This window comes from Agarivorans sp. OAG1 (genome assembly GCF_037076485.1).
Classification (GTDB): Bacteria; Pseudomonadota; Gammaproteobacteria; order Enterobacterales; family Celerinatantimonadaceae; genus Agarivorans; species Agarivorans albus.
On record NZ_AP028990.1, the window covers coordinates 1619401 to 1639554 of the forward strand.

17 protein-coding genes are annotated in these 20154 nt (G+C 44.1%); 5 read left to right on the forward strand and 12 right to left on the reverse strand.

From position 1 onward, the window contains the following. Positions 1 to 469 precede the first annotated feature (469 nt). Positions 470 to 1780, forward strand: a complete 1311-nt coding sequence (aceA, locus tag OAG1_RS07590) for an isocitrate lyase (RefSeq protein ID WP_016401737.1) — start codon at positions 470 to 472, stop codon at positions 1778 to 1780. 78 nt (positions 1781 to 1858) lie between these two features. Here the strand turns inward: aceA and OAG1_RS07595 are convergent, their stop codons facing one another. The 5 genes from OAG1_RS07595 to OAG1_RS07615 all read right to left on the reverse strand — a co-directional run bounded on the left by OAG1_RS07595 (position 1859) and on the right by OAG1_RS07615 (position 7271). Further along, positions 1859 to 2446, reverse strand: coding sequence for an ACP phosphodiesterase (locus OAG1_RS07595; protein WP_338625393.1), 588 nt, complete (start codon positions 2444 to 2446; stop codon positions 1859 to 1861). Between the two features lie 42 nt (positions 2447 to 2488). Next, positions 2489 to 3325, reverse strand: a complete 837-nt coding sequence (locus OAG1_RS07600; protein WP_338625395.1) for an alpha/beta fold hydrolase — start codon at positions 3323 to 3325, stop codon at positions 2489 to 2491. 421 nt (positions 3326 to 3746) lie between these two features. Next, positions 3747 to 4196 (reverse strand): CBS domain-containing protein, encoded by a 450-nt coding sequence (locus OAG1_RS07605; protein ID WP_016401734.1) that lies wholly within the window; start codon positions 4194 to 4196, stop codon positions 3747 to 3749. A 243-nt stretch (positions 4197 to 4439) separates the two neighbouring features. Next, the gene (locus OAG1_RS07610) at positions 4440 to 5741 is read right to left on the reverse strand and encodes an anti-phage deoxyguanosine triphosphatase (RefSeq protein ID WP_338625398.1); all 1302 of its coding nucleotides are present in this window, start codon (positions 5739 to 5741) and stop codon (positions 4440 to 4442) included. 309 nt (positions 5742 to 6050) lie between these two features. Continuing rightward, positions 6051 to 7271 carry a pyridoxal phosphate-dependent aminotransferase gene (locus tag OAG1_RS07615; protein WP_016401732.1) on the reverse strand — a complete coding sequence of 407 codons (1221 nt, stop codon included), beginning with the start codon at positions 7269 to 7271 and terminating at the stop codon, positions 6051 to 6053. Between the two features lie 169 nt (positions 7272 to 7440). Here OAG1_RS07615 and OAG1_RS07620 point away from each other — a divergent pair, with 169 nt between their 5' ends. Further along, the gene (locus tag OAG1_RS07620) at positions 7441 to 8364 is read left to right on the forward strand and encodes a LysR substrate-binding domain-containing protein (protein ID WP_016401731.1); all 924 of its coding nucleotides are present in this window, start codon (positions 7441 to 7443) and stop codon (positions 8362 to 8364) included. 7 nt (positions 8365 to 8371) lie between these two features. Here the strand turns inward: OAG1_RS07620 and OAG1_RS07625 are convergent, their stop codons facing one another. After that, positions 8372 to 8722: a DUF3802 family protein gene (locus OAG1_RS07625; protein WP_016401730.1), complete on the reverse strand. Its 351-nt coding sequence runs from the start codon at positions 8720 to 8722 to the stop codon at positions 8372 to 8374. Between the two features lie 89 nt (positions 8723 to 8811). Further along, a complete protein-coding gene (locus OAG1_RS07630; RefSeq protein WP_016401729.1) occupies positions 8812 to 9684 on the reverse strand; it encodes a hypothetical protein in 873 nt (290 codons plus the stop codon). Positions 9685 to 10027: 343 nt separating this feature from the next. Between OAG1_RS07630 and OAG1_RS07635 the strand changes: the two genes are divergently transcribed. Further along, positions 10028 to 10537 (forward strand): hypothetical protein, encoded by a 510-nt coding sequence (locus tag OAG1_RS07635; RefSeq protein WP_338625404.1) that lies wholly within the window; start codon positions 10028 to 10030, stop codon positions 10535 to 10537. 68 nt (positions 10538 to 10605) lie between these two features. Here OAG1_RS07635 and yfaE read toward each other — a convergent pair whose 3' ends face one another. The 5 genes from yfaE to ubiG all read right to left on the reverse strand — a co-directional run bounded on the left by yfaE (position 10606) and on the right by ubiG (position 16046). Then, positions 10606 to 10893 (reverse strand): class I ribonucleotide reductase maintenance protein YfaE, encoded by a 288-nt coding sequence (gene yfaE, locus OAG1_RS07640; RefSeq protein ID WP_152781350.1) that lies wholly within the window; start codon positions 10891 to 10893, stop codon positions 10606 to 10608. Then, positions 10893 to 12023: a class Ia ribonucleoside-diphosphate reductase subunit beta gene (gene nrdB, locus OAG1_RS07645; RefSeq protein ID WP_220720956.1), complete on the reverse strand. Its 1131-nt coding sequence runs from the start codon at positions 12021 to 12023 to the stop codon at positions 10893 to 10895. Before nrdB ends, yfaE begins: the two co-directional genes overlap by 1 nt. A 50-nt stretch (positions 12024 to 12073) precedes the next feature. Then, positions 12074 to 14359 (reverse strand): class 1a ribonucleoside-diphosphate reductase subunit alpha, encoded by a 2286-nt coding sequence (gene nrdA / locus OAG1_RS07650; protein ID WP_338625409.1) that lies wholly within the window; start codon positions 14357 to 14359, stop codon positions 12074 to 12076. Between the two features lie 290 nt (positions 14360 to 14649). Further along, positions 14650 to 15324: an HAD-IA family hydrolase gene (locus OAG1_RS07655; RefSeq protein WP_338625411.1), complete on the reverse strand. Its 675-nt coding sequence runs from the start codon at positions 15322 to 15324 to the stop codon at positions 14650 to 14652. After that, a complete protein-coding gene (gene ubiG / locus OAG1_RS07660) occupies positions 15324 to 16046 on the reverse strand; it encodes a bifunctional 2-polyprenyl-6-hydroxyphenol methylase/3-demethylubiquinol 3-O-methyltransferase UbiG (RefSeq protein WP_016401724.1) in 723 nt (240 codons plus the stop codon). Before ubiG ends, OAG1_RS07655 begins: the two co-directional genes overlap by 1 nt. Before the next feature lie 205 nt (positions 16047 to 16251). On the opposite strand from ubiG, the gene gyrA reads away from it, so the two are divergent. Together gyrA and serC are read left to right on the forward strand one after the other, a co-directional pair. Next, a complete protein-coding gene (gene gyrA, locus OAG1_RS07665; RefSeq protein ID WP_016401723.1) occupies positions 16252 to 18957 on the forward strand; it encodes a DNA topoisomerase (ATP-hydrolyzing) subunit A in 2706 nt (901 codons plus the stop codon). 107 nt (positions 18958 to 19064) lie between these two features. After that, on the forward strand, positions 19065 to 20153 hold the full coding sequence (gene serC / locus OAG1_RS07670; RefSeq protein WP_338625415.1) for a 3-phosphoserine/phosphohydroxythreonine transaminase: 1089 nt from the start codon (positions 19065 to 19067) through the stop codon (positions 20151 to 20153). Position 20154 lies beyond the last annotated feature (1 nt).

Below are 20154 nucleotides of genomic sequence, written 5' to 3' on the forward strand. Positions count from 1 at the left end.
TGGGGAGGTTTTTAAACGGTTGTTTAATTATTTTTCCGGTTTAAGACAAGGTTTGGTGTTTATCATTGAGGCTGTTTTATTTTTGTAACTGTAATTACAACTACGTAAAAGCTACATGTTTGGGTCGCAATTTACGTTAGATACAGTGGCAATTTACAAACAGGTGAACACTTAGCTAAATAAAGCCGACCAGGTTAATAAGCAGTGGCCAACGAGCTTAATAACAAGGCTAGATAAGGAGCAAAAGCCACAGTCAAAAGCAACAATTATGCTGATACGGCGCTCCAAACTTAGCTCGGTACTTTTAGACAAAAAAAGCAAAAGTTAAAAGTATCGAGTTGTATTTTCCAAGCCTGTGTTGCTTGGCATTAATTAAAGAGTAACCGCACAAATAGCGGTACCAAAAAACTACGTGAATGAGTGATACAAGCTACTTGTATCGAGGAATAGAGTCTAAGAGGGATTGAACATGACATTAACAAGAGAACAGCAAATTCAAGCATTAGAAAAAGACTGGGCAGAGAACCCTCGCTGGAAAGGCGTTAAGCGTCCTTACACTGCTGAAGAAGTAGTGAAACTGCGTGGTTCTATTATCCCTGAAAACACCATTGCTCGACGTGGCGCCGAGAAGCTATGGACCTTAGTAAACGGCCAAGCCAAAAAAGGTTATGTTAACTGTTTAGGCGCTTTAACCGGTGGCCAAGCCGTTCAACAAGCTAAAGCGGGCATCGAAGCTATCTACTTATCAGGTTGGCAGGTTGCCGCCGATAATAACTCTGCCTCTAGTATGTACCCTGATCAATCGCTATACCCGGTAGACTCTGTGCCTAAAGTGGTTGAGCGCATTAACAACTCTTTCCAACGTGCCGACCAAATTCAATGGGCCAATGGTCTGTCTCCTGCCAATGGTGGTTTAGACTACTTCTTGCCAATTGTTGCCGACGCAGAAGCGGGTTTTGGCGGGGTGTTAAACGCCTTTGAGCTAATGAAGAACATGATCAAAGCGGGTGCTGCTGGTGTTCACTTTGAAGATCAACTTGCTTCAGTTAAAAAATGTGGCCACATGGGCGGAAAAGTATTGGTTCCAACCCAAGAAGCGGTGCAAAAACTGGTTGCAGCACGCTTTGCGGCTGACGTTGCCGGTGTCCCTACTTTGGTGATTGCTCGTACAGATGCTAACGCTGCAGACTTGCTAACCTCAGATGTAGACCCTTACGATGCCGAGTTCGTAGAAGGTGAACGCACAGCTGAAGGCTTCTACAAAGTACGTGCGGGTATCGACCAAGCGATTAGCCGAGGCCTAGCTTATGCAGAGTACGCCGATTTAATCTGGTGTGAAACTGCAACACCTTGCTTGGAAGAAGCTCGTAAATTTGCCGAAGCTATTCATGCTAAGCACCCAGGTCAGCTGTTAGCTTACAACTGTTCACCATCATTTAACTGGCGTAAGAATCTAGATGATGAAACCATTGCTAAGTTCCAGCAAGAGCTTAGCGACATGGGTTATAAGTACCAGTTCATCACCTTAGCCGGTATTCATAACATGTGGTACAACATGTTTGATCTTGCCCATAACTATGCGCAGGGCGAGGGCATGAAGCACTACGTGAACATGGTTCAAGAGAAAGAGTTCCAAGCTGCTGACCGAGGCTACACTTTCGTAGCTCACCAACAAGAAGTGGGTACGGGCTACTTTGACCAAGTAACCAACGTGATTCAAGGTGGTCAATCTTCAGTAACCGCGTTAACCGGTTCTACCGAAGAAGAGCAATTTAGCTAAGATTTACTATTTAGACACTAATAATAAAAACGCTATGTAACACCTATTTGAGCAGCCTAAGGGCTGCTCTTTTTCTATTTAATTAGTCTGATAGTTGCTCACAAATTCTTGAGCGTGAAGAAGCACCTTAGGGTAAAGCGCTAAAAATGCTGCATCAAGTTCTGCAGAGTGACAAAGAATATCCTCGTACAACAGCTCTAGCTTTGCCGGGCGGCGCAGTCGCCGGCTAATAGCGCGTAAGGTGCCGGCAACACTGTCTTGATGCTGGTATTGTTCTAACCAATCATATTCACGCATATGGCTGGCGGTATGTTTGGCTTTGTCTGTTAGTGGGAAATGCTGGAGTTCTGCATAACACTGGCTTATAAACTCAGAACGTGAGTTGGTAGAAAAACGTTGCCAGTGCAAACTCAGCAAATAGTCGAAATACACGTCTAGGGCTATACCAGAGTAGCGTCTTAAACTGGTTTGAAAACAGTGAGCTAAACCCAGTTGATTGACTTGCTGATCGGTAAAGCTATCTATTTTTCGGTGTAGCTTTACGCCAAGTTGTACCTCGCTGTGGTAACTTTGCCAATTTTGTCCTTTTACAAAGTCGCCCAGAAAAGCGCCCACAATAGACGTGTTAGTATGCTGTGCAATCTGAAAGTGAGCTAAATAGTTCATTCACTAAGCATATATTAGGCAGCGGCACTTAGGCAGCTTTAGCTACATTAAATCCAGTTGCTGCATGTATTGCTTAAAACCTTCGATCCAGAAGTCACTATGTTCATAAAATAGCGCGTGGCCGTTTGCTGATGAGCCCAGAGAATAAACCTGAAAATCGATCTGCCCGCCGGCTTCCTCAAAAGCTTGAGCATAGCTTTCAATTTCACTATCTGAGTAATAAGGATCGTTTCGGCCATACATAAATAGGTGTGGCAAGGGGTTGTTGTTCGCAGCCTGGCTAAACAGGCCTTGATTACTGGCAAGTGGGGTTTTGATTTGGCATTGGCCACCCATCCAACCGCCGGAAAAATTAACTACGCCTTTAAACTTCTGAGGGTGTTTAGCTGCGTAAACTACCGACAACAATCCTCCTCGGGAATGCCCACTAATGACAATTTTTTCTTGGTCTAGCCAAGTTTGTTGCTGCAGGTATTGCATGGTGGCATCTAGGCTTTGGGACGCGTAGTTAATACCGGATTCAACGCTGTTTACACTGCAATTGTAAGATTCTTTATACCGGCCTTGTGATGCGCCTCTGCCTCGTCGCATTGGTATTAGCAAAGCAATGTTGTGTTTGTTTAAGTAAGCGCCAAATCCCCATGGCTTAATGGTTAGTGTGTCGGGTATTACGCCGGGACCAGTTGAACCATGGTTAAAAATGACCAATGGAAAAGGGCCTTCGCCTGCGGGTTTATATAAAGTTGCTTCTAATTGTATTTGCTTATTCCACAGCAGACCTTGTTCGGTCATTGGTATGTTTATGGTTTCTCCCTGATCGAAAGCTTGGGCGATAGTTGCTAACAAGGAGAGTAACAGCGGGGTGAAGCGAAGTATCATAGCTTTAAATCCTTAACAAGCTTGATAGATGAGAATAGTAGCAATCTATAGCTTACCACTGCTGCGGTGGGCTTAGTTTGGCTTTAGTTAAAAAAGTGAAGTGAAATTGACTGTGGGAAGAATTGCAGACAAAAAAAATCCAGCTCAAGGCTGGACAAAAAACATAAGGAATGACTAATACGTGCTATCGCTAAGAGCACAATAGCAGGGGCGATTAGTGGCCCCATAAATCGACAAATTCAGTATCGGCTGAATGCGACGCCATAGGATGAGAGCGCCAAGCAATTTATGGATTAATCTTAGCGTGACAAAGCTCACAAAACAACCTGTTTTTGTAAATTTTTTACTAAAATATACAGGTTTTTTCTAATTTACTTAGCTGTGTGTCACGCTAATACTGAAATACTGTTGTAATATTACCTTATGCGTCAGGGCTTAAAGGCTCTTGTTCTGCCAGCATTTCTAGCAATGATATTGCAACACCTACAAAGTCAGTATCGGTAATTATTCCGATCAGCTTCTTACCTTCTACCACTGGCAGGCAGCCAATGCGATGCCGTTCGATGTGCTTAGCGGCTTGTCCAACCCCTGCCGCTGCATCTACGGTATGCAACTTGGTCAACATAATGTGTTTGAGCATAATTTGTTGTTCATGTGCGCGGCGCTGAGCTTCCGAAGTTTTGCTAAGGTTTGATTCTTGTGCAGCTAGCAAGGTTCGCTCACTCACTAAACCAATAAGGTGTTGCTGACTATCCACTATAGGGAGATGGCGAATTTTGTGTTCGTTACATAGGCTAATAGCTTCTTCAAGCGTGGTCTGCTCAAAAGCAGTATGCGGGTTAGTGGTCATGATGTCGGCTACTTTAATCATAACGATACCTCTTGTTGTTTTCTCTCCTTTAAATTTAGTGTGTTATCCAGAAAAGAGCTTGATGGAAATCAAGCTAATAAACGGCTTTGTAAACGGTTTATTAAAGTTGTTGTCTAGCTAGAAAAACTAACAAAAAATCGCTGTATTTTTTGCAAAATAAGCGATCTTCTGCTGCAAGTGTTACTAGTTACATGCTAGATATACTAGGACCGATAGTGCTATTTCAACTTGTGTGGTTTATTGCTAAAAAAGTGTTTGAAATAAACGGTTTGCATAGTCGTCTGTCATACCCGCGATGTAGTCTGCAATCACTCTGGCTTGGCTTTCGTTGTCTTCACCTGCTTGCAACCAACGGCTGCGAGTATTGATGGGCAGTAAACGCTCTGGATCGCTGGCAAAAGCTTGAAATAACTCCATAACTACTTGCTGGCCTTTAAAGCGAACCATTTCTATCTCAGGTGTTTGAATCACATAGTGCAATACAAAGCGTTTTAATACATCTAGGGCTTGCGCCATGGGAGGATCCATTTTAGCCTGATAGTCCAGCTGAGGTTCCTCAAATTTTGTTTGCGCTTGTAAGCTTATAGCGGTGATAAAGCCGTTCACAAGGCTGCCAATAGCATCTTTTTGATCGTAGTGATGCCGGCTAAATAACTTAACCGACAGCCCGCCTATTTCATCTGCTAGCCAGCAATCTTTTATATCTGCAATGGCTGAGGCTACCTGTTCTTGCCAGTCGTGTCGGCTAACTATGCCCATCACTATAGCGTCTTCTAAATCATGCACGCCATAAGCAATGTCATCAGCCAGCTCCATTATCGAGCAATCTAGGGATTTGTAGTTACTTTTACGGTGATGTGCGTCGCCTAGGCTGCGACTGTCAACAAAGGTAGCTCTATCAGCTTGGCTTAAGCTTTCAAGCACCCAGTTGTAAAGGTGCTTGTCATCATCATAAATACCTTTAGCTGGCGCCCAGTCCGCTACTTTTAACTGACGAAAGCTCTTAGCTACTGGTGGTAGCGGGTTTCGTTGCAATTGGCTGAGCAGGCAGGGGTACTTCATTATGCCTAACAGGGTTCGCCGGGTAAGGTTCATACCATTTGCGCGAGTATACGGTTCAAGCTTGGTGAGAATACGAAAAGTTTGTGCATTTCCCTCAAAACCGCCGTCGTCACGCATCATGTAGTTGAGCGCTACTTCACCGCCGTGGCCAAAGGGCGGATGACCTATGTCGTGAGCTAAGCAAAGGCTCTCGATAAGATTAAGCTCGGGCAATACGCAATTTTGTGGCTGATTGTTAGCGCTAATGTGGCCAACAATACCAGTACCAATTTGTGCCACTTCAAGTGAGTGGGTGAGGCGAGTACGGTAGAAATCGTTGTTGCCTATGCTGAGGACTTGGGTTTTGTTTTGCAGGCGACGAAAGGCTGCAGAATGCAAAATTCGCGCTCTGTCTCGCTGCCAAACGCTGCGATGATCGTTACGTCGTTGATTTTGCTCTTCGGCGTATCTTGCTGTTCCAGCTTGTTGGCTTAGTTCACTCATTGCACGCTCCCAAGTTGCTTAATACCAATCGTACTAAGTAACCGTTCATTCTATCTGGTTAAAATGCTCGATAACTGCGTTAGAATTTTTGATCGTAGAATAGCTACTTATCGAAAAGTTCTGCCTTATTCTCGAGTATTTTTCCTGCGTTATTTCTGATCACTTACTTAATGTGATTGGTACAAGCTCTACACTACAACAGATTTTCTAAAAATAACATGACCTTAAGCTAATGCATCTGGCTGAATTAAACACAATAAAAAAGGGTGCTTAACGCACCCTTGTTGAGTTTTTGCAAGTGAGTTGCCATTAGTCGGCTTGGCGATAACCATCTAAGAAAGTGGCGATGCGGCCAATCGCTTCACGTAATTCTTCTTCGCGAGGCAAAAATACAATGCGGAAGTGATCTGGTTTGGTCCAGTTGAAGCCAGTACCTTGCACCACCAAAATTTTCTCTTGTTGCAGTAAGTCTAAGGCGAATTGTTGGTCGTCTTTAATGTTGAATTTTTTCACATCAAGCTTAGGGAACAAGTACATTGCGCCTTGCGGTTTTACACAACTTACACCGGGAATATCATTGAGTAGTTGCCAAGCTAAGTTGCGCTGCTCATACAAGCGACCGCCTGGTACGATTAACTCATTAATACTTTGGTAACCACCTAAGGCGGTTTGAATGGCATGCTGAACTGGCACATTGGCACACAAGCGCATTGAGGCCAACATGTCTAAACCATCTATGTAATCTTTAGCGCGATGTTTAGGGCCGCTCACCAGCATCCAACCCGAGCGGAAACCACAGACTCGATAAGCCTTAGATAAACCGTTAAAGGTGAGGGTTAATACGTCGTCTGACAAAGTAGATAGAGGTACGTGCAGGGCTTCATCATAAATGACTTTCGAATAGATCTCGTCGGCAAATAAAATCAGATTATGCTGACGCGCTAATTCCACTAACTCTAGAAGCAACTCTTTACTATATACTGCACCAGTAGGGTTGTTAGGGTTAATTACCACTAAGCCTTTGGTGCGAGGAGTAATTTTGCTGCGAATATCTTCAATGTCTGGGAACCAGCCTGCTTGTTCATCACATTCGTAATGTACTGGGTTACCGCCAGATAGTGTTACAGCGGCTGTCCACAATGGGTAGTCGGGAGCTGGCACTAACATTTCATCGCCATTATTAAGTAGCGCTTGCATGGCCATTACGATTAGCTCACTCACACCGTTACCTAAATAGATATCTTCTAGGGTAGTAGTGCGTAAGCCTTGCAATTGATAATGATGCATCACCGCTTTGCGGGCAGAGAATAAACCTTTTGAGTCACAGTAGCCTTGGGCGGTAGGTAGGTTATGAATAACATCTACCAGAATTTCTTCAGGGGCTTCAAAATTAAATTCGGCAGTGTTGCCAATATTTAATTTGATAACGCGGTGGCCGTCTTCTTCGAGGCGTTTTGCTTGTTTCAGCACTGGACCACGAATGTCGTAACATACGTTGTCTAGCTTATGTGACTTCTCTATTTGATACATGATGATTATGGGTCCCTTTACAATAAACGTATTAACTTATTTTTTGCGGTAGCATGCAAGTGTTTAGGCAAGCTAATTGCGCTTTTTCAGGATTTTTTATTATGAAAGCGCAGAACCGCGTTAGATGGTGATAAACTGACGGCGCAACATAATTGACTACTGCGAGACTATGTTAGAACTCAAACACTTAAAAACCTTACAAGCCTTAAGAGAAACCGGCTCTTTGGTGGTAGCTGCGCAGCGTTTATGCTTAACCCAATCGGCTCTTTCGCATCAGCTCAAAGAGTTAGAATCGCGCATTGGTGCGAAGCTGTTTGTGCGTAAAACCAAGCCTTTGCGTTTTACTATGGCAGGCTTACGGGTGTTAGAGTTAGCAGATAGTGTGCTAGAGCAAGTTCAACATACCGAGCGCGAACTGGCCCGTTTAGTTGGTGGTCAAGCGGGGCGTTTGCACCTAGCCATTGAGTGCCATAGTTGCTTTAACTGGTTGATGCCTGCGATCGATAATTACCGAGGTTTGTGGCCAGATGTTGAGTTAGATTTTAGCAGCGGCTTTAGTTTTGAACCCTTACCAGAGCTCGCCCAAGGGCAACTGGATTTAGTTATTACTTCAGACCCTCAGCCCAGTGAAGGCATTGTATTTTCGCCACTGTTCTCTTATCAGCCGACCCTTGCTTTAAGCCCTAATCATCCTTTGGTAGACAAGCCGGTAATAGAGGCAGAAGATTTTGCCAATCAAGTGCTCATTTCTTATCCAGTAGATACTCATCGTTTAGATCTGTTTAATCTGTTTTTAGACCCAGCCGGCGTTGAACCCTTAGCGGTGCGTAAAGTGGATATGACCATTATGATGATGCAGCTGGTAGCCAGTGGCCGCGGGGTAGCTGTATTGCCAAATTGGGCATTAACTGAATATGTAAACAAAGGCTACATTGTGACGCGAGAGCTAGGGGATGGGAAACTGTGGCAAAACTTGTATGCGGCGCGTCATGAAAGCCATCAAGACAGCGCCTATATCGAAGCGTTTTTAGATATTGCCCGGGAGCATTGCTTTAGTCATCTCGATGGTATTAAAGCTATCGGTGATAAATAATCGATGACTAAATAGGGTCGACTGCGATTAGTTGGTTATCAAACATGTTTTTGATTAAGCCAACAAACTCATCAATGAATTGCTGTTGCTGTTGGGTAGGACTAGACATCCACACGCCAGAGAGAACTTGTTCTAAGTCGTTAACGATTGCGTCTATCTCGCGAATCACGGTAAAGCGGTGTTCACTGTCTAAATGCTCATGTTGACGACAAACCAACATCACGCTTTCTGATAGTTGCTCAGAGACATAGTCGCAAATAGTTAAGGGATTTTGCTGAGCTTGAGTATGCTCAAACAGCGCTAGGTTATCTGTTAAAAATCCAATTAACTGAATGTAACCTTCACTATCAGTTACCATCGTGCATGTATCCTCTCTCAAAAGTATTAGCCCTAGTGTATAACGAATATGCTCGAATACAACATGCGCTAAGACACATTTGTTAACACTTATAAGGTTTGGGTTAGCTCCGCTGAGTGAATGTAAGCCTGCAAGCAGTTACTTGGCAAATATAAGCGTGGATTGGCACGGCGTAAGTCGCGCAAATGATAATCTAATAGGCGTTTATCTATTGGTGTATTGCTTTCGGTTTGTTGTAACCACTGTACCAAGCTTTGAGTATTTTGTTGGAAGCCCTGTTCTAAGCCAGCAATTTGTTGTTTGGTTTTAAGCATTTCTTCAACATTAAGCGGCGAGCGTTGCACCATATTTATCAGATAAGGCGTAAGTATACTCGCTTGCTTCATGTAGCTATCGTTCACTGGTACCGGTGATAACCTTAAGTTTTGTTGGCGCTCCAACTGGCCGCAAATATGGTTGGCTTTAAGCAACGCCACAGTTTGCTGAATAATTTGGTTGGTATCAAAACCTTCGCCATACATCTCATGAATGCCAGTGGCTAAATCGTGCTTAGCTAAACGTACTTTGTGAAAGGTGAGCTGCTCGCGGGTAAATAACCTAACTCGGCTAGGTGCTGCTGGTCGCGGCACAATAATCGCAATTTGATTACGTTTTTGTTCAAAGTACAAATTGGCTATCGCATGTTGTTGCTCACTAATGCTGATGAGCTGGCCGCTAATTTGGCAGCCCACAGATTTAGGGACATCTCCTAAATGGCTGGCACTTACGTATTGATGCGGGTAGTCGGGTAGTGCTTGAATTTGTCCTAGTTGGCGCTGCATAAAGTGAGTTGCGATAGCTGCGCGACATATCGCGTTTTCACCAATCGCAGGCGGATTCAATACCTTCCAGCCAATCAACACAGCGGTAAGCAGCAACAAGCTGCTACTAATTGCTATTAAGGGTTGACGCCGAATGATCATGTTGGCCTCACAAGACAAAGAAAAACACAGATAGTTAAGTTATCTGTTACTTGCCGAAAAACTAAAGAGATTATTGAAAGTATAGTCCACCAAAAGCGGACCGCAGGGACAAGTATTAACGAAAGCGATAATGTTTGTTTGAGTACACCTCGGACAATTAGTCATACCTGGGGGAATGCAAACGCATTTACTGACGGATTTTGAAAACAGCCTGAATCTTAGTTGCTTATCAGTAAAGTAGAGTTTCACTCAATTGGGCTATTGAACGTTTTGCTCGGTGCTCTAGTATAGCATTCCACTTAAAATCTCTGATCTAAAATGGCTTATAGCGATTGGGTTTATTATGCGTTTGGGACTACCTCATCAAAATTGGCAAAGAAAGGCTCTTTTGGTATTGGTTTGTATGCTTCTTTTGGGAATACTGCCAAAGAATAGTGGCTTTTTTAGAAGTGATTACTCATTTGAGGATACTAGTGAAATTTGTGGAACTGTGACGTCATATATTAACACTGGTGAAGGGCACAGTACGGGGAAAGCAATTTCTGCTTGGTATCTTATTGTTGATAATGACAAAGGTAGGTTTGAATTTAATGTGGATCGCCCTTTTATACAGCCATATATCCCTGATTTTAGTGAGCATATTGATTCGCAGATATGTATTGAATATATACCGATTCAATATAGCTCTCGAAGTAACAAATTTGTTGTTAATATTCTTTTTGATGGTAAAGAGTTACTAAACAAATCCTTAGTCAAAGAATATTATTTTACGCCGATAAGTCCTCTGTATCCGTTTTATCTTTTTGTTGTGTTTGTGTTGATTCTCATTTTAACGGTACGGTTTGACGATTAGCCATGTGTGGCTAGCGGCCTTAAGATGAGTGGCTGCAGAATTAGCACTAATGGTTTAATAAAAAGGTGTTAGGCGATTTGGCGCTTGAAAGGAGGTTGTTCGGCCAGCTCAACAGTGCCTTTGGGCTTGCTACAACAGCTAAGAATTTGCCCCTTAGGAATGTTAGCTAAAGGCGTGTGGCTATATTCCACTTCGCCTTTTACTAGTGTGGTTCTGCAGGCGCCGCATACACCTTCGCGGCAATGATACTCCGGCGTAAAGCCAGCTTGTTCATACGCTTCTAAGATGCTTTTGTGGTGGCTATCAACCACCACTTCTATTCCGCCCGCAATAACGCGGCCTTCTTTCTGAGACATTACAGCTCAAAGTCCTCGAAGTCGTCGATATCAATACTAGAGTCAATTTGCCCTACTAAGTAAGAGCTGATCTCCGCTTCTTGTGGTGCCACTTGTACGTTGTCTGATACCAACCAAGAGTTAATCCAAGGGATAGGATTGCTGCGATCTTCAAAGCAAGGTAACAAACCAACTGCTTGCATGCGGGTATTGGTAATGTATTCAACGTATTGGCAAAGAATGTCTTCATTTAACCCAATCATCGAACCATCTTTGAAGAGGTATTTTGCCCATTCTTTTTCTTGCTCTGCGGCATCGGTAAACATGCGCCATGCGTCTACTTCACACTCGGCAGCAATTTCAGCCATTTCTGGATCGTCTTTGCCTTCGCGCATTAGGTTAATCATGTGCTGAGTACCGGTTAAATGCAGTGCTTCATCACGGGCAATTAGCTTAATGATTTTGGCGTTACCTTCCATTAACTCGCGCTCTGCAAAGGCAAATGAACAGGCAAAGCTTACGTAGAAACGAATCGCTTCAAGCACGTTTACCGACATTAAGCAAAGATATAGTTTTTTCTTAAGCTCTCGCACAGTGATGTTATGAACAACACCATCAACCTCATGCTCTCCTTCACCATGCAGGTGGTAAATAGAGGTGGCTTGAATCAGATCGTCGTAGTAGCCGGCAATGTCGTTAGCGCGCTTGATGATCTCTTCATTTTCCATGATGTCATCAAATACTTCACCAGGATTGCCCATTACATTACGAATAATGTGGGTGTATGAGCGAGAGTGAATGGTTTCACTAAAGGCCCAAGTTTCAATCCAGGTTTCTAACTCTGGCAAACTAACTAGTGGTAACAACGCCACGTTAGGCGAGCGGCCTTGAATACTATCAAGCAGTGTTTGGTACTTTAGGTTACTAATAAAAATATGCTGTTCGTGAGCCGGCAGTTTGTTGTAGTCAATACGGTCACGGCTTACGTCTACTTCCTCAGGTCGCCAGAAGAAAGACAGTTGTTTTTCGATTAGTTTTTCAAAAATCTCATGACGCTGTTGGTCATAACGGGCCACGTTTACAGGCTGACCAAAGAACATTGGTTCTTTGGTAGCATCGTTGGCATTTTGAGTAAAAATTGAGTAGCTCATCTACATTTTTCCTAAAAATTTCTTAATGCGCTTTAGCGCGTAAACTTGGCTTAAATCTTACATGCTCCGCCAGCGCAATCATCATCTTCTGGCTCTGGCTTCAGGTCGTCTTGTTGGTCGCTAGCACCGTCGCGGGTGTTATGGTAGTACAGCGTTTTAACCCCATATTTGTAGGCGGTTAGCAAGTCAGCAATCAATGCTTTCATTGGAACGCGGTTACCTTCATAACGGCTTGGGTCGTAGTTAGTGTTGGCCGAGATACTTTGGTCAACAAACTTCTGCATTAGGCCAACTAGCTGCAAGTAACCTTCGTTACTAGGAATGTCCCATAGCAATTCGTAGTTGTCTTTAAGTGCTTCAAACTCTGGCACAACTTGTTTCAAAATACCGTCTTTACTGGCTTTTACGCTAATAAAACCGCGAGGTGGCTCAATACCGTTAGTTGCATTTGAAATTTGACTAGAAGTCTCTGACGGCATTAAGGCAGACAGCGTTGAGTTACGTAAACCGTGGGTTGTAATCTCTTCGCGAAGCTCTTCCCAGTCGTAATGCAAAGGCTCATCGCTAAGCTTGTCTAACGATTGCTTATAGGTATCGATAGGCAATACACCTTTCGAGTAGGTCGTCTCGTTAAACATAGGGCAAGCGCCTTGCTCTTTGGCTAAGCGCATAGATGCCTTAAGCAACCAGTATTGAATCGCTTCAAAGGTGCGGTGAGTCAGGTTGTTGGCACTGCCATCGCTGTACTTAGTGCCATTTTTAGCTAGGTAGTAGGCGTAGTTGATAACACCTATCCCTAAGGTACGACGGCCATCAGAGCCCTTCTTAGCGGCTTTGATTGGATAGTCTTGATAATCTAGCAGGCTATCTAGAGCACGAACAGCAAGGTCAGACAGCTCTTCTAATTCATTTAAGTCTTCAATAGCGCCTAAGTTAAAGGCTGAAAGCGTACAAAGGGCAATTTCGCCATTTTCATCATGTACGTGTTGTAGCGGCTTAGTTGGTAAGGCAATTTCTAAGCAAAGGTTAGATTGGCGAACCGGTGCTTGTGCTGGGTCAAATGGGCTGTGAGTATTACAGTGGTCTACGTTTTGAATGTAGATCCGACCCGTTGAGGCGCGCTCTTGCATTAGCAACGAGAACAAGTCTACAGCCTTAATTTGCTCTTTACGGATGCTTGGGTCTTGCTCGTATTTTACATACAAGCTTTCAAACTTGTCTTGGTCTTCAAAGAAGGCATCGTAAAGCCCAGGAGCATCACTTGGCGAGAATAGGGTGATGTTTTCACCTTTTACCAAGCGTTGGTACATCAGTTTGTTAAGCTGCACACCGTAGTCCATGTGACGAACTCGGTTATCGTCTACACCACGGTTGTTTTTAAGTACTAAAAGTGATTCTACTTCTAGGTGCCAAAACGGGTAGAAAATTGTGGCTGCACCACCGCGAACGCCGCCTTGCGAGCAACATTTAACTGCTGTTTGGAAATACTTATAAAACGGAATACAACCAGTATGGAAGGCTTCACCACCGCGAATTTCACTGCCTAGGGCGCGAATACGGCCAGCATTAATACCAATGCCCGCACGTTGTGAAACGTAAGTTACGATTGAAGAAGCGGTGGCATTAATTGATTCTAAGCTGTCGCCACACTCAATCAATACACAAGAGCTAAATTGGCGGGTTGGGGTACGTACGCCCGACATGATTGGTGTAGGTAAAGAAATCTTAAATTTAGACGTCGCATCATAGAAGCGACGAATGTAATCAAGGCGAACCGACTTGTCGTAGTGAGCAAATAAACATGCTGCTACCAAAATATACAAGAACTGGGCACTCTCGAAAATCTCACCAGTTACGCGGTTTTGTACTAGGTATTTACCTTCAAGTTGTTTTACTGCGCCGTATGAGAAGTCCATGTCTCGCCAATGGTCGATAAAGTCGTCCATTTGGGCAAATTCTTCAGGGCTGTAGTCTTTAAGCAAATGCATGTCGTAGCGGCCAGCTTCACACTGTTTTACTACGTGGTCGTAAAGCTTAGGTGGTTCAAATTGACCATAGGCTTTTTTGCGTAAATGGAATACTGCTAAGCGAGCGGCCAAAAATTGGTAATCTGGCGTTTCTTGAGAAATTAAATCTGCCGCAGCCTTAATAATGGTTTCATGAATATCTTTAGTGGCCATGCCATCGTAGAACTGGATATGAGACTTAAGTTCTACCTGCGATACCGAGACATTTTTAAGGCCTTTAGCGGCCCAAGTTATCACTCGGTGAATCTTGTCTAAGTTGATCGCTTCTTGTTTACCGCTGCGTTTGGTTATCAGAAGATCTTTATTCATGAAGGGGAGGCCCTGTTATCCTAATTTCGCTACTGCTGATCTAGTACTGCTATTTTTCCTTAGCCACTAGATATAGTGTTTTCAAATTTTATGGATACAAGATAATGAGGTTTTGGCTTTTTCGCAAGTCTTGGCAAAGTTGAAGATATTGTGTATAACTTGCAAATAACTCGGCTATGTTAGTAGTTACTAACTAGCTATCTATATAAGCTGACTAAGCTTGCATTAATGCAAGTTTTTTTTCGTAAAATTTTACTCAAAAAATTTATTTTTATAAAACTTGAACTTGCTTACAAATCGCCCAGCCAGTCGATTATTGTTTGTTCGAGCTGTTCACTTTTTTGGCAGTGAATATTTGCAGCCCATTGCTCAACTTCGTCTTCTTCAGAGAGATAACCCCACAGGGCCAGTAGGGTAGTCATATTGGTATTGTTACCCGCCTGAATATCGCGCTCAGCATCGCCCACATATAAGCAGTTCTCAGGCTTAACCTTTATGATTTGGCAAGCCAAAAGCATGGGTGCCGGGTCGGGCTTGCGCAGTGGCAGTGTATCACCGCCAACCAATACGCCCGACTGTTCAAACTCAGGGAAGAAGCGAAGTAACTGCTTACTTAAGCCCTCGGGCTTATTGGTAATTACCCCCCAAGGAATCTGGTGTTGGTTAAGCCATTGTAAAGCTTGTTTAATACCGGGGAAAAAGTCGGTGCCTTGGCAGATGTTTTGCTCGTAGTAGTCAAGTAATTGTTGGCGTAATTCAGCTTGGGGTTGTTGCTCCCAAAGGTCGCCAAAGCCAGCCTTTAGTAAGCCGATAGCGCCGTGAGAGCTAAGCTGGCGTGCTTGGGCTAAGCTGAGTGGCGCTTGTTGGTGTTGCTCTAGCACATAGTTAGCAGCAGCGCCTAAGTCTGGTGCAGTATCAAGTAAGGTACCATCAAGGTCGAACAATACCGCCGCTTGCTTATTCATTATTGCTCCGGTTTAGCTAGTTGCACCATGTAGTTAACATCTACGTTTCGACTTAAGCGAAAGCTTTCAATAATAGGGGTAAACTGCACACCACTAATGGCTTCACTACGTAAGTTGCTTTGGTCGGCCCATGCTAGTAGCTCCGAAGGGCGGATGAATTTGTCATGTTGGTGAGTGCCATCGGGAACAATTTTTAGTAACTTCTCTGCAGCAAGAATCATATAAAGGTAGGCTTTTGGCGTTCGGTTAATGGTAGAGACAAATACTTTACCGCCCGGTTTAACCATGCTGGCACAAGCCGCAATCACTGAGCCTGGGTCCGGTACGTGCTCTATCATCTCCATGCAGGTTACTACATCGTAGTGCGCTTGATGGGCTTCGGCATGCGCTTCTGCAGTGGTTTGTAAGTAGTTAAGTTGGCTACCGGTTTCTAAAGCATGTAGCTTGGCGACTTCAATTTGTTCTTTGCCCATATCAATAGCAGTAACGTCGGCACCACGAACCGCCATGCTTTCGGCTAAAATACCGCCACCGCAGCCTACATCGAGTACTTTTTTGCCAAATAAGCCTGCCGCGCCGCGCTCAATATAATCTAAACGCAGTGGATTGATTTGGTGAAGGGTTTTGAATTCCCCTTGTTTATCCCACCAACGTGAGGCTAAGCCTGCAAAATGTGCAATTTCTTGATGGTCAACATTTTCGTTGCTTTGAGGGTGTTCCATAAACTTGTCAATCCACGTCAGTATTTGTAGGCATTATAAGAACTTGTTCATTGCAGTCACTAGCTTTTGTTCAATTCTTGAGTTTTTTCATTTTTCTAACTGAAAAGAGCGACATCAAGCCTGTTAAGGCCGTTATTTTATGGTAAAGTTTGCGATTACGCTGAGTAATTGTAAAAAGCAATAAAAACGAAGGATTTTGTCGTCTATGAGCGATCTTGCAAAAGAGATTACGCCGGTCAATATCGAGGATGAGTTAAAGAGCTCATATCTTGATTACGCCATGAGCGTTATTGTGGGGCGCGCCTTGCCAGATGTACGTGATGGTTTAAAACCAGTACATCGCCGGGTGCTTTACGCAATGAATGTTTTGGGTAACGACTGGAATAAACCCTATAAAAAATCTGCCCGTGTGGTAGGTGACGTAATTGGTAAATATCACCCACATGGTGATAGTGCTGTTTACGATACGATTGTTCGCATGGCGCAGCCATTTTCGCTGCGTTACATGTTGGTAGACGGTCAAGGTAACTTTGGTTCGGTGGACGGCGATTCTGCGGCGGCCATGCGTTATACCGAAATCCGTATGGATAAGTTAGCCCACTCTTTACTGGCTGACTTAGAAAAAGAAACCGTAGACTTCGTACCTAACTACGATGGTACAGAGCAAATCCCTGAAGTACTGCCAACTCGAGTTCCTAACCTATTGGTTAATGGTTCTTCTGGTATTGCGGTAGGTATGGCGACCAACATTCCACCACACAACTTAACCGAAGTGGTTAACGGTTGTTTGGCAATGATTGAAAACCCAGACATCACTATTGATGAGCTGATGGAATTTATTCCTGCGCCAGATTTCCCTACTGCCGGTATCATTAACGGCCGTGCTGGTGTTATTCAAGCTTACCGCACTGGTCGTGGCAAAGTTTCTATTCGTGCTAAAGCCGAAGTAGTTACCGAGAAAAACGGTAAAGAAACCATTATTGTTCACGAAATCCCTTACCAAGTGAACAAAGCTCGCTTAATCGAGAAGATGGCCGAGCTGGTTAAAGATAAAAAGCTAGAAGGTATTTCTGCTCTACGTGATGAGTCTGATAAAGATGGTATGCGTATTGTGGTTGAGCTTAAGCGTGATGCAGTGGGTGAAGTTGTACTAAACAACTTGTACTCACAAACGCAAATGCAGGTATCTTTTGGTATGAATATGGTGGCCTTGGATAACGGCCAGCCTAAGATATTCAATCTGCAAGAAATGATCGAGTGTTTTATTCGCCACCGCCGCGAAGTGGTTACACGTCGTACCGTATTTGAATTGCGCAAAGCGCGCGATCGTGCCCACATCCTTGAAGGCTTAGCCATTGCGCTAGCTAACATCGATGAGATTATTGAGCTAATCAAAACCTCACCAACGCCTGCTGAAGCAAAAGCTGCATTAGTGGCTAAAGGTTGGGATTTAGGCGCAGTATCAGCAATGTTAGAGCGTGCTGGTGATGACGCGGCTCGCCCAGATTGGTTAGAAGCTGAATTTGGTATTCGTGATGGCCAATACTTCATCACACCAATTCAAGCTCAAGCAATTCTAGACTTACGTTTACACAAGTTAACCGGTCTAGAACATGAAAAAATCATTGGCGAATACAAAGACCTGTTGGAACTTATCGCCGAATTACTCCACATTTTAAATAGCCCTGAGCGTTTGATGGAAGTAATTCGTGACGAACTTATCGAAGTGCGTGAGCAGTTTGGTGATGAGCGTCGCACCGAGATTTCTGCCAACAGTGCTGATATTTCTCTAGAAGACTTAATTAACGAAGAAGACGTGGTAGTAACCCTATCTCACGAAGGCTACGTTAAGTACCAACCGTTGACAGAGTACGAATCTCAGCGCCGTGGTGGTAAAGGTAAAGCAGCAACTAAGATGAAGAATGAAGATTTCATCGAGAAATTGCTGGTTGCCAATACTCACGACACCGTACTGTGTTTCTCAACGGTAGGTAAGGTTTACTGGATGAAGGTTTACCAGCTGCCGCTGGCGAGTCGCCAAGCACGTGGTAAGCCAATTGTTAACTTACTTCCGTTGACCGAAGATGAGCGCATCACCGCTATCTTGCCGGTACGTGAGTACGAAGAAGACAAGTTCATCTTGTTTGCGACCGCTAACGGTACCGTTAAGAAAACACCGCTAACAGCATTTAAACGTCCGCTATCAAGCGGTATTCGTGCTATTAACCTTAATGATGATGACAAGCTAATTGGCGTAGATATTACCAACGGTAATAACGAAATTATGCTGTTCTCTGATGCAGGTAAAGTGGTTCGCTTTAACGAGAAGCAACGTGATAGTGAAACTGGCGCTGTGAAGCTAGACCCAGAAACTGGCGAAGAGCTATTAGCATTGCGTCCAATGGGTCGTACCGCTGCTGGTGTTCGAGGTATTTCACTTGATGCTGGCCAGAAAGTGGTATCGTTGATTGTGCCAACTGGTGACGGTGATATTCTTACCGCTACAGAAAATGGTTACGGTAAGCGTACCAAGCTTGATGAGTACCCAGCTAAGAGCCGTGCAACTAAAGGTGTTGTTTCTATCAAGGTGAGCGAGCGTAACGGCCTAGTGGTTGGTGCGGTTCAGGTAACCGAAGCGCAAGAAATGATGCTAATTACCAACGGTGGCACCTTGGTGCGTACTCGAGTAAATGAAGTATCTCTAGTGGGTCGTAATACTCAAGGTGTTACTTTAATCCGTACTTCTGAAGATGAGAAAGTGGTAGGCCTTCAGCGTATCGATGAAATTGAAGAAGACGAGTTAGAAGAGCTAGCCGAAGGCGAGCAGGCGGCTGAGGTAAGTGATGCAGCACCAAGCGAGGATGCACCAAGTGCAGACGATGCTGGTGAGGCAGAGCCCGATCAGCAGTAAGCTAAAAATATAAAAACAACGGGCGGCTTTTAGCCGCTCGTTTTAGTTTAAAAAGATTATATGAACCACTTAAGTGGTCGCACACAACATAGAGTAAGAGATGTAGCATGGACAAAATCTATAACTTTTGTGCTGGTCCTGCGATGTTACCTGAAGCGGTAATGAAGCAGGCGCAAGCCGAGTTTTGTAACTGGCAAGGTCTAGGTGTATCGGTGATGGAAGTTAGTCACCGTGGTAAAGAATATATCGCTATGGCCGCCGAGGCCGAGCAAGATCTCCGCGATTTATTAAATATTCCAGATAACTACAAAGTGCTGTTTTGCCAAGGTGGTGGACGTGGTCAATTTGCTGCGGCGCCGCTAAACCTATTAGGTGATAAAAAGTCGATTAGTTTTATCACTACTGGACAGTGGTCTAAAGGTGCAGTCGCTGAGGGTGAAAAGCACGCCCAAGCGAGTGTATTTGACGCGCTAAGTGGCAATGAGCAAGGACAAATCAGCGTAAAGCCAAGCGCTGAGTGGCAATTAGATAAAGATGCCGCTTATGTTCATTACTGCCCAAATGAAACCATCGAGGGCATTGCCATTGATGAAATCCCCGATGTGGGAGACATGGTATTAGTCGGCGATTTCTCTTCAACGATTTTGTCGCAACCTATTGATGTGAGTAAGTTCGGTTTAATTTACGCTGGCGCGCAAAAGAATATTGGCCCTTCGGGTTTAGCGATTGCTATTGTGCGTGACGATTTACTCGATAACGCTCACCCATTAACACCAAATATCTTCAACTACAGCTTATTAGCGGGCAGTGATTCCATGTTTAATACCCCGCCTACCTATTCATGGTATTTAGCTGGCTTGGTGTTTAAATGGTTAAAGCAACAGGGTGGATTAACTGCAATGGCTGAGAAAAATGCAGCTAAAGCCGAGTTACTTTACTCATACATTGATAGTAGTGATTTCTACCAGAATAACGTTGCTCCTGAAAACCGTTCTAAAATGAATGTGCCTTTTCAGTTAGCGAATAGCGAGCTGGATGCCGCCTTTTTAGCCGAGTCTGCAGCCGCTGGATTGGTGACTTTAAAAGGTCACCGAATTGTTGGTGGTATGCGTGCAAGCATTTACAATGCAATGCCAATTGAAGGCGTGCAAGCCTTAGTAGACTTTATGGCTGACTTTGCCCAGCGCAATCGCTAAG

Bases quoted from the DNA above. Each gene is read 5' to 3' on its own strand.
- OAG1_RS07595 (WP_338625393.1), bottom strand. From the start codon at position 2,446: ATGAACTATTTAGCTCACTTTCAGATTGCACAGCATACTAACACGTCT.
- yfaE (WP_152781350.1), bottom strand. From the start codon at position 10,893: ATGTCTCAGAAAGAAGGCCGCGTTATTGCGGGCGGAATAGAAGTGGTG.
- nrdB (WP_220720956.1), bottom strand. From the start codon at position 12,023: ATGAGCTACTCAATTTTTACTCAAAATGCCAACGATGCTACCAAAGAA.
- OAG1_RS07625 (WP_016401730.1), bottom strand. From the start codon at position 8,722: ATGGTAACTGATAGTGAAGGTTACATTCAGTTAATTGGATTTTTAACA.
- OAG1_RS07655 (WP_338625411.1), bottom strand. From the start codon at position 15,324: ATGAATAAGCAAGCGGCGGTATTGTTCGACCTTGATGGTACCTTACTT.
- OAG1_RS07615 (WP_016401732.1), bottom strand. From the start codon at position 7,271: ATGTATCAAATAGAGAAGTCACATAAGCTAGACAACGTATGTTACGAC.
- aceA (WP_016401737.1), top strand. From the start codon at position 470: ATGACATTAACAAGAGAACAGCAAATTCAAGCATTAGAAAAAGACTGG.
- serC (WP_338625415.1), top strand. From the start codon at position 19,065: ATGGACAAAATCTATAACTTTTGTGCTGGTCCTGCGATGTTACCTGAA.
- OAG1_RS07630 (WP_016401729.1), bottom strand. From the start codon at position 9,684: ATGATCATTCGGCGTCAACCCTTAATAGCAATTAGTAGCAGCTTGTTG.
- nrdA (WP_338625409.1), bottom strand. From the start codon at position 14,359: ATGAATAAAGATCTTCTGATAACCAAACGCAGCGGTAAACAAGAAGCG.
- OAG1_RS07635 (WP_338625404.1), top strand. From the start codon at position 10,028: ATGCGTTTGGGACTACCTCATCAAAATTGGCAAAGAAAGGCTCTTTTG.
- OAG1_RS07600 (WP_338625395.1), bottom strand. From the start codon at position 3,325: ATGATACTTCGCTTCACCCCGCTGTTACTCTCCTTGTTAGCAACTATC.
- ubiG (WP_016401724.1), bottom strand. From the start codon at position 16,046: ATGGAACACCCTCAAAGCAACGAAAATGTTGACCATCAAGAAATTGCA.
- gyrA (WP_016401723.1), top strand. From the start codon at position 16,252: ATGAGCGATCTTGCAAAAGAGATTACGCCGGTCAATATCGAGGATGAG.
- OAG1_RS07610 (WP_338625398.1), bottom strand. From the start codon at position 5,741: ATGAGTGAACTAAGCCAACAAGCTGGAACAGCAAGATACGCCGAAGAG.
- OAG1_RS07620 (WP_016401731.1), top strand. From the start codon at position 7,441: ATGTTAGAACTCAAACACTTAAAAACCTTACAAGCCTTAAGAGAAACC.
- OAG1_RS07605 (WP_016401734.1), bottom strand. From the start codon at position 4,196: ATGATTAAAGTAGCCGACATCATGACCACTAACCCGCATACTGCTTTT.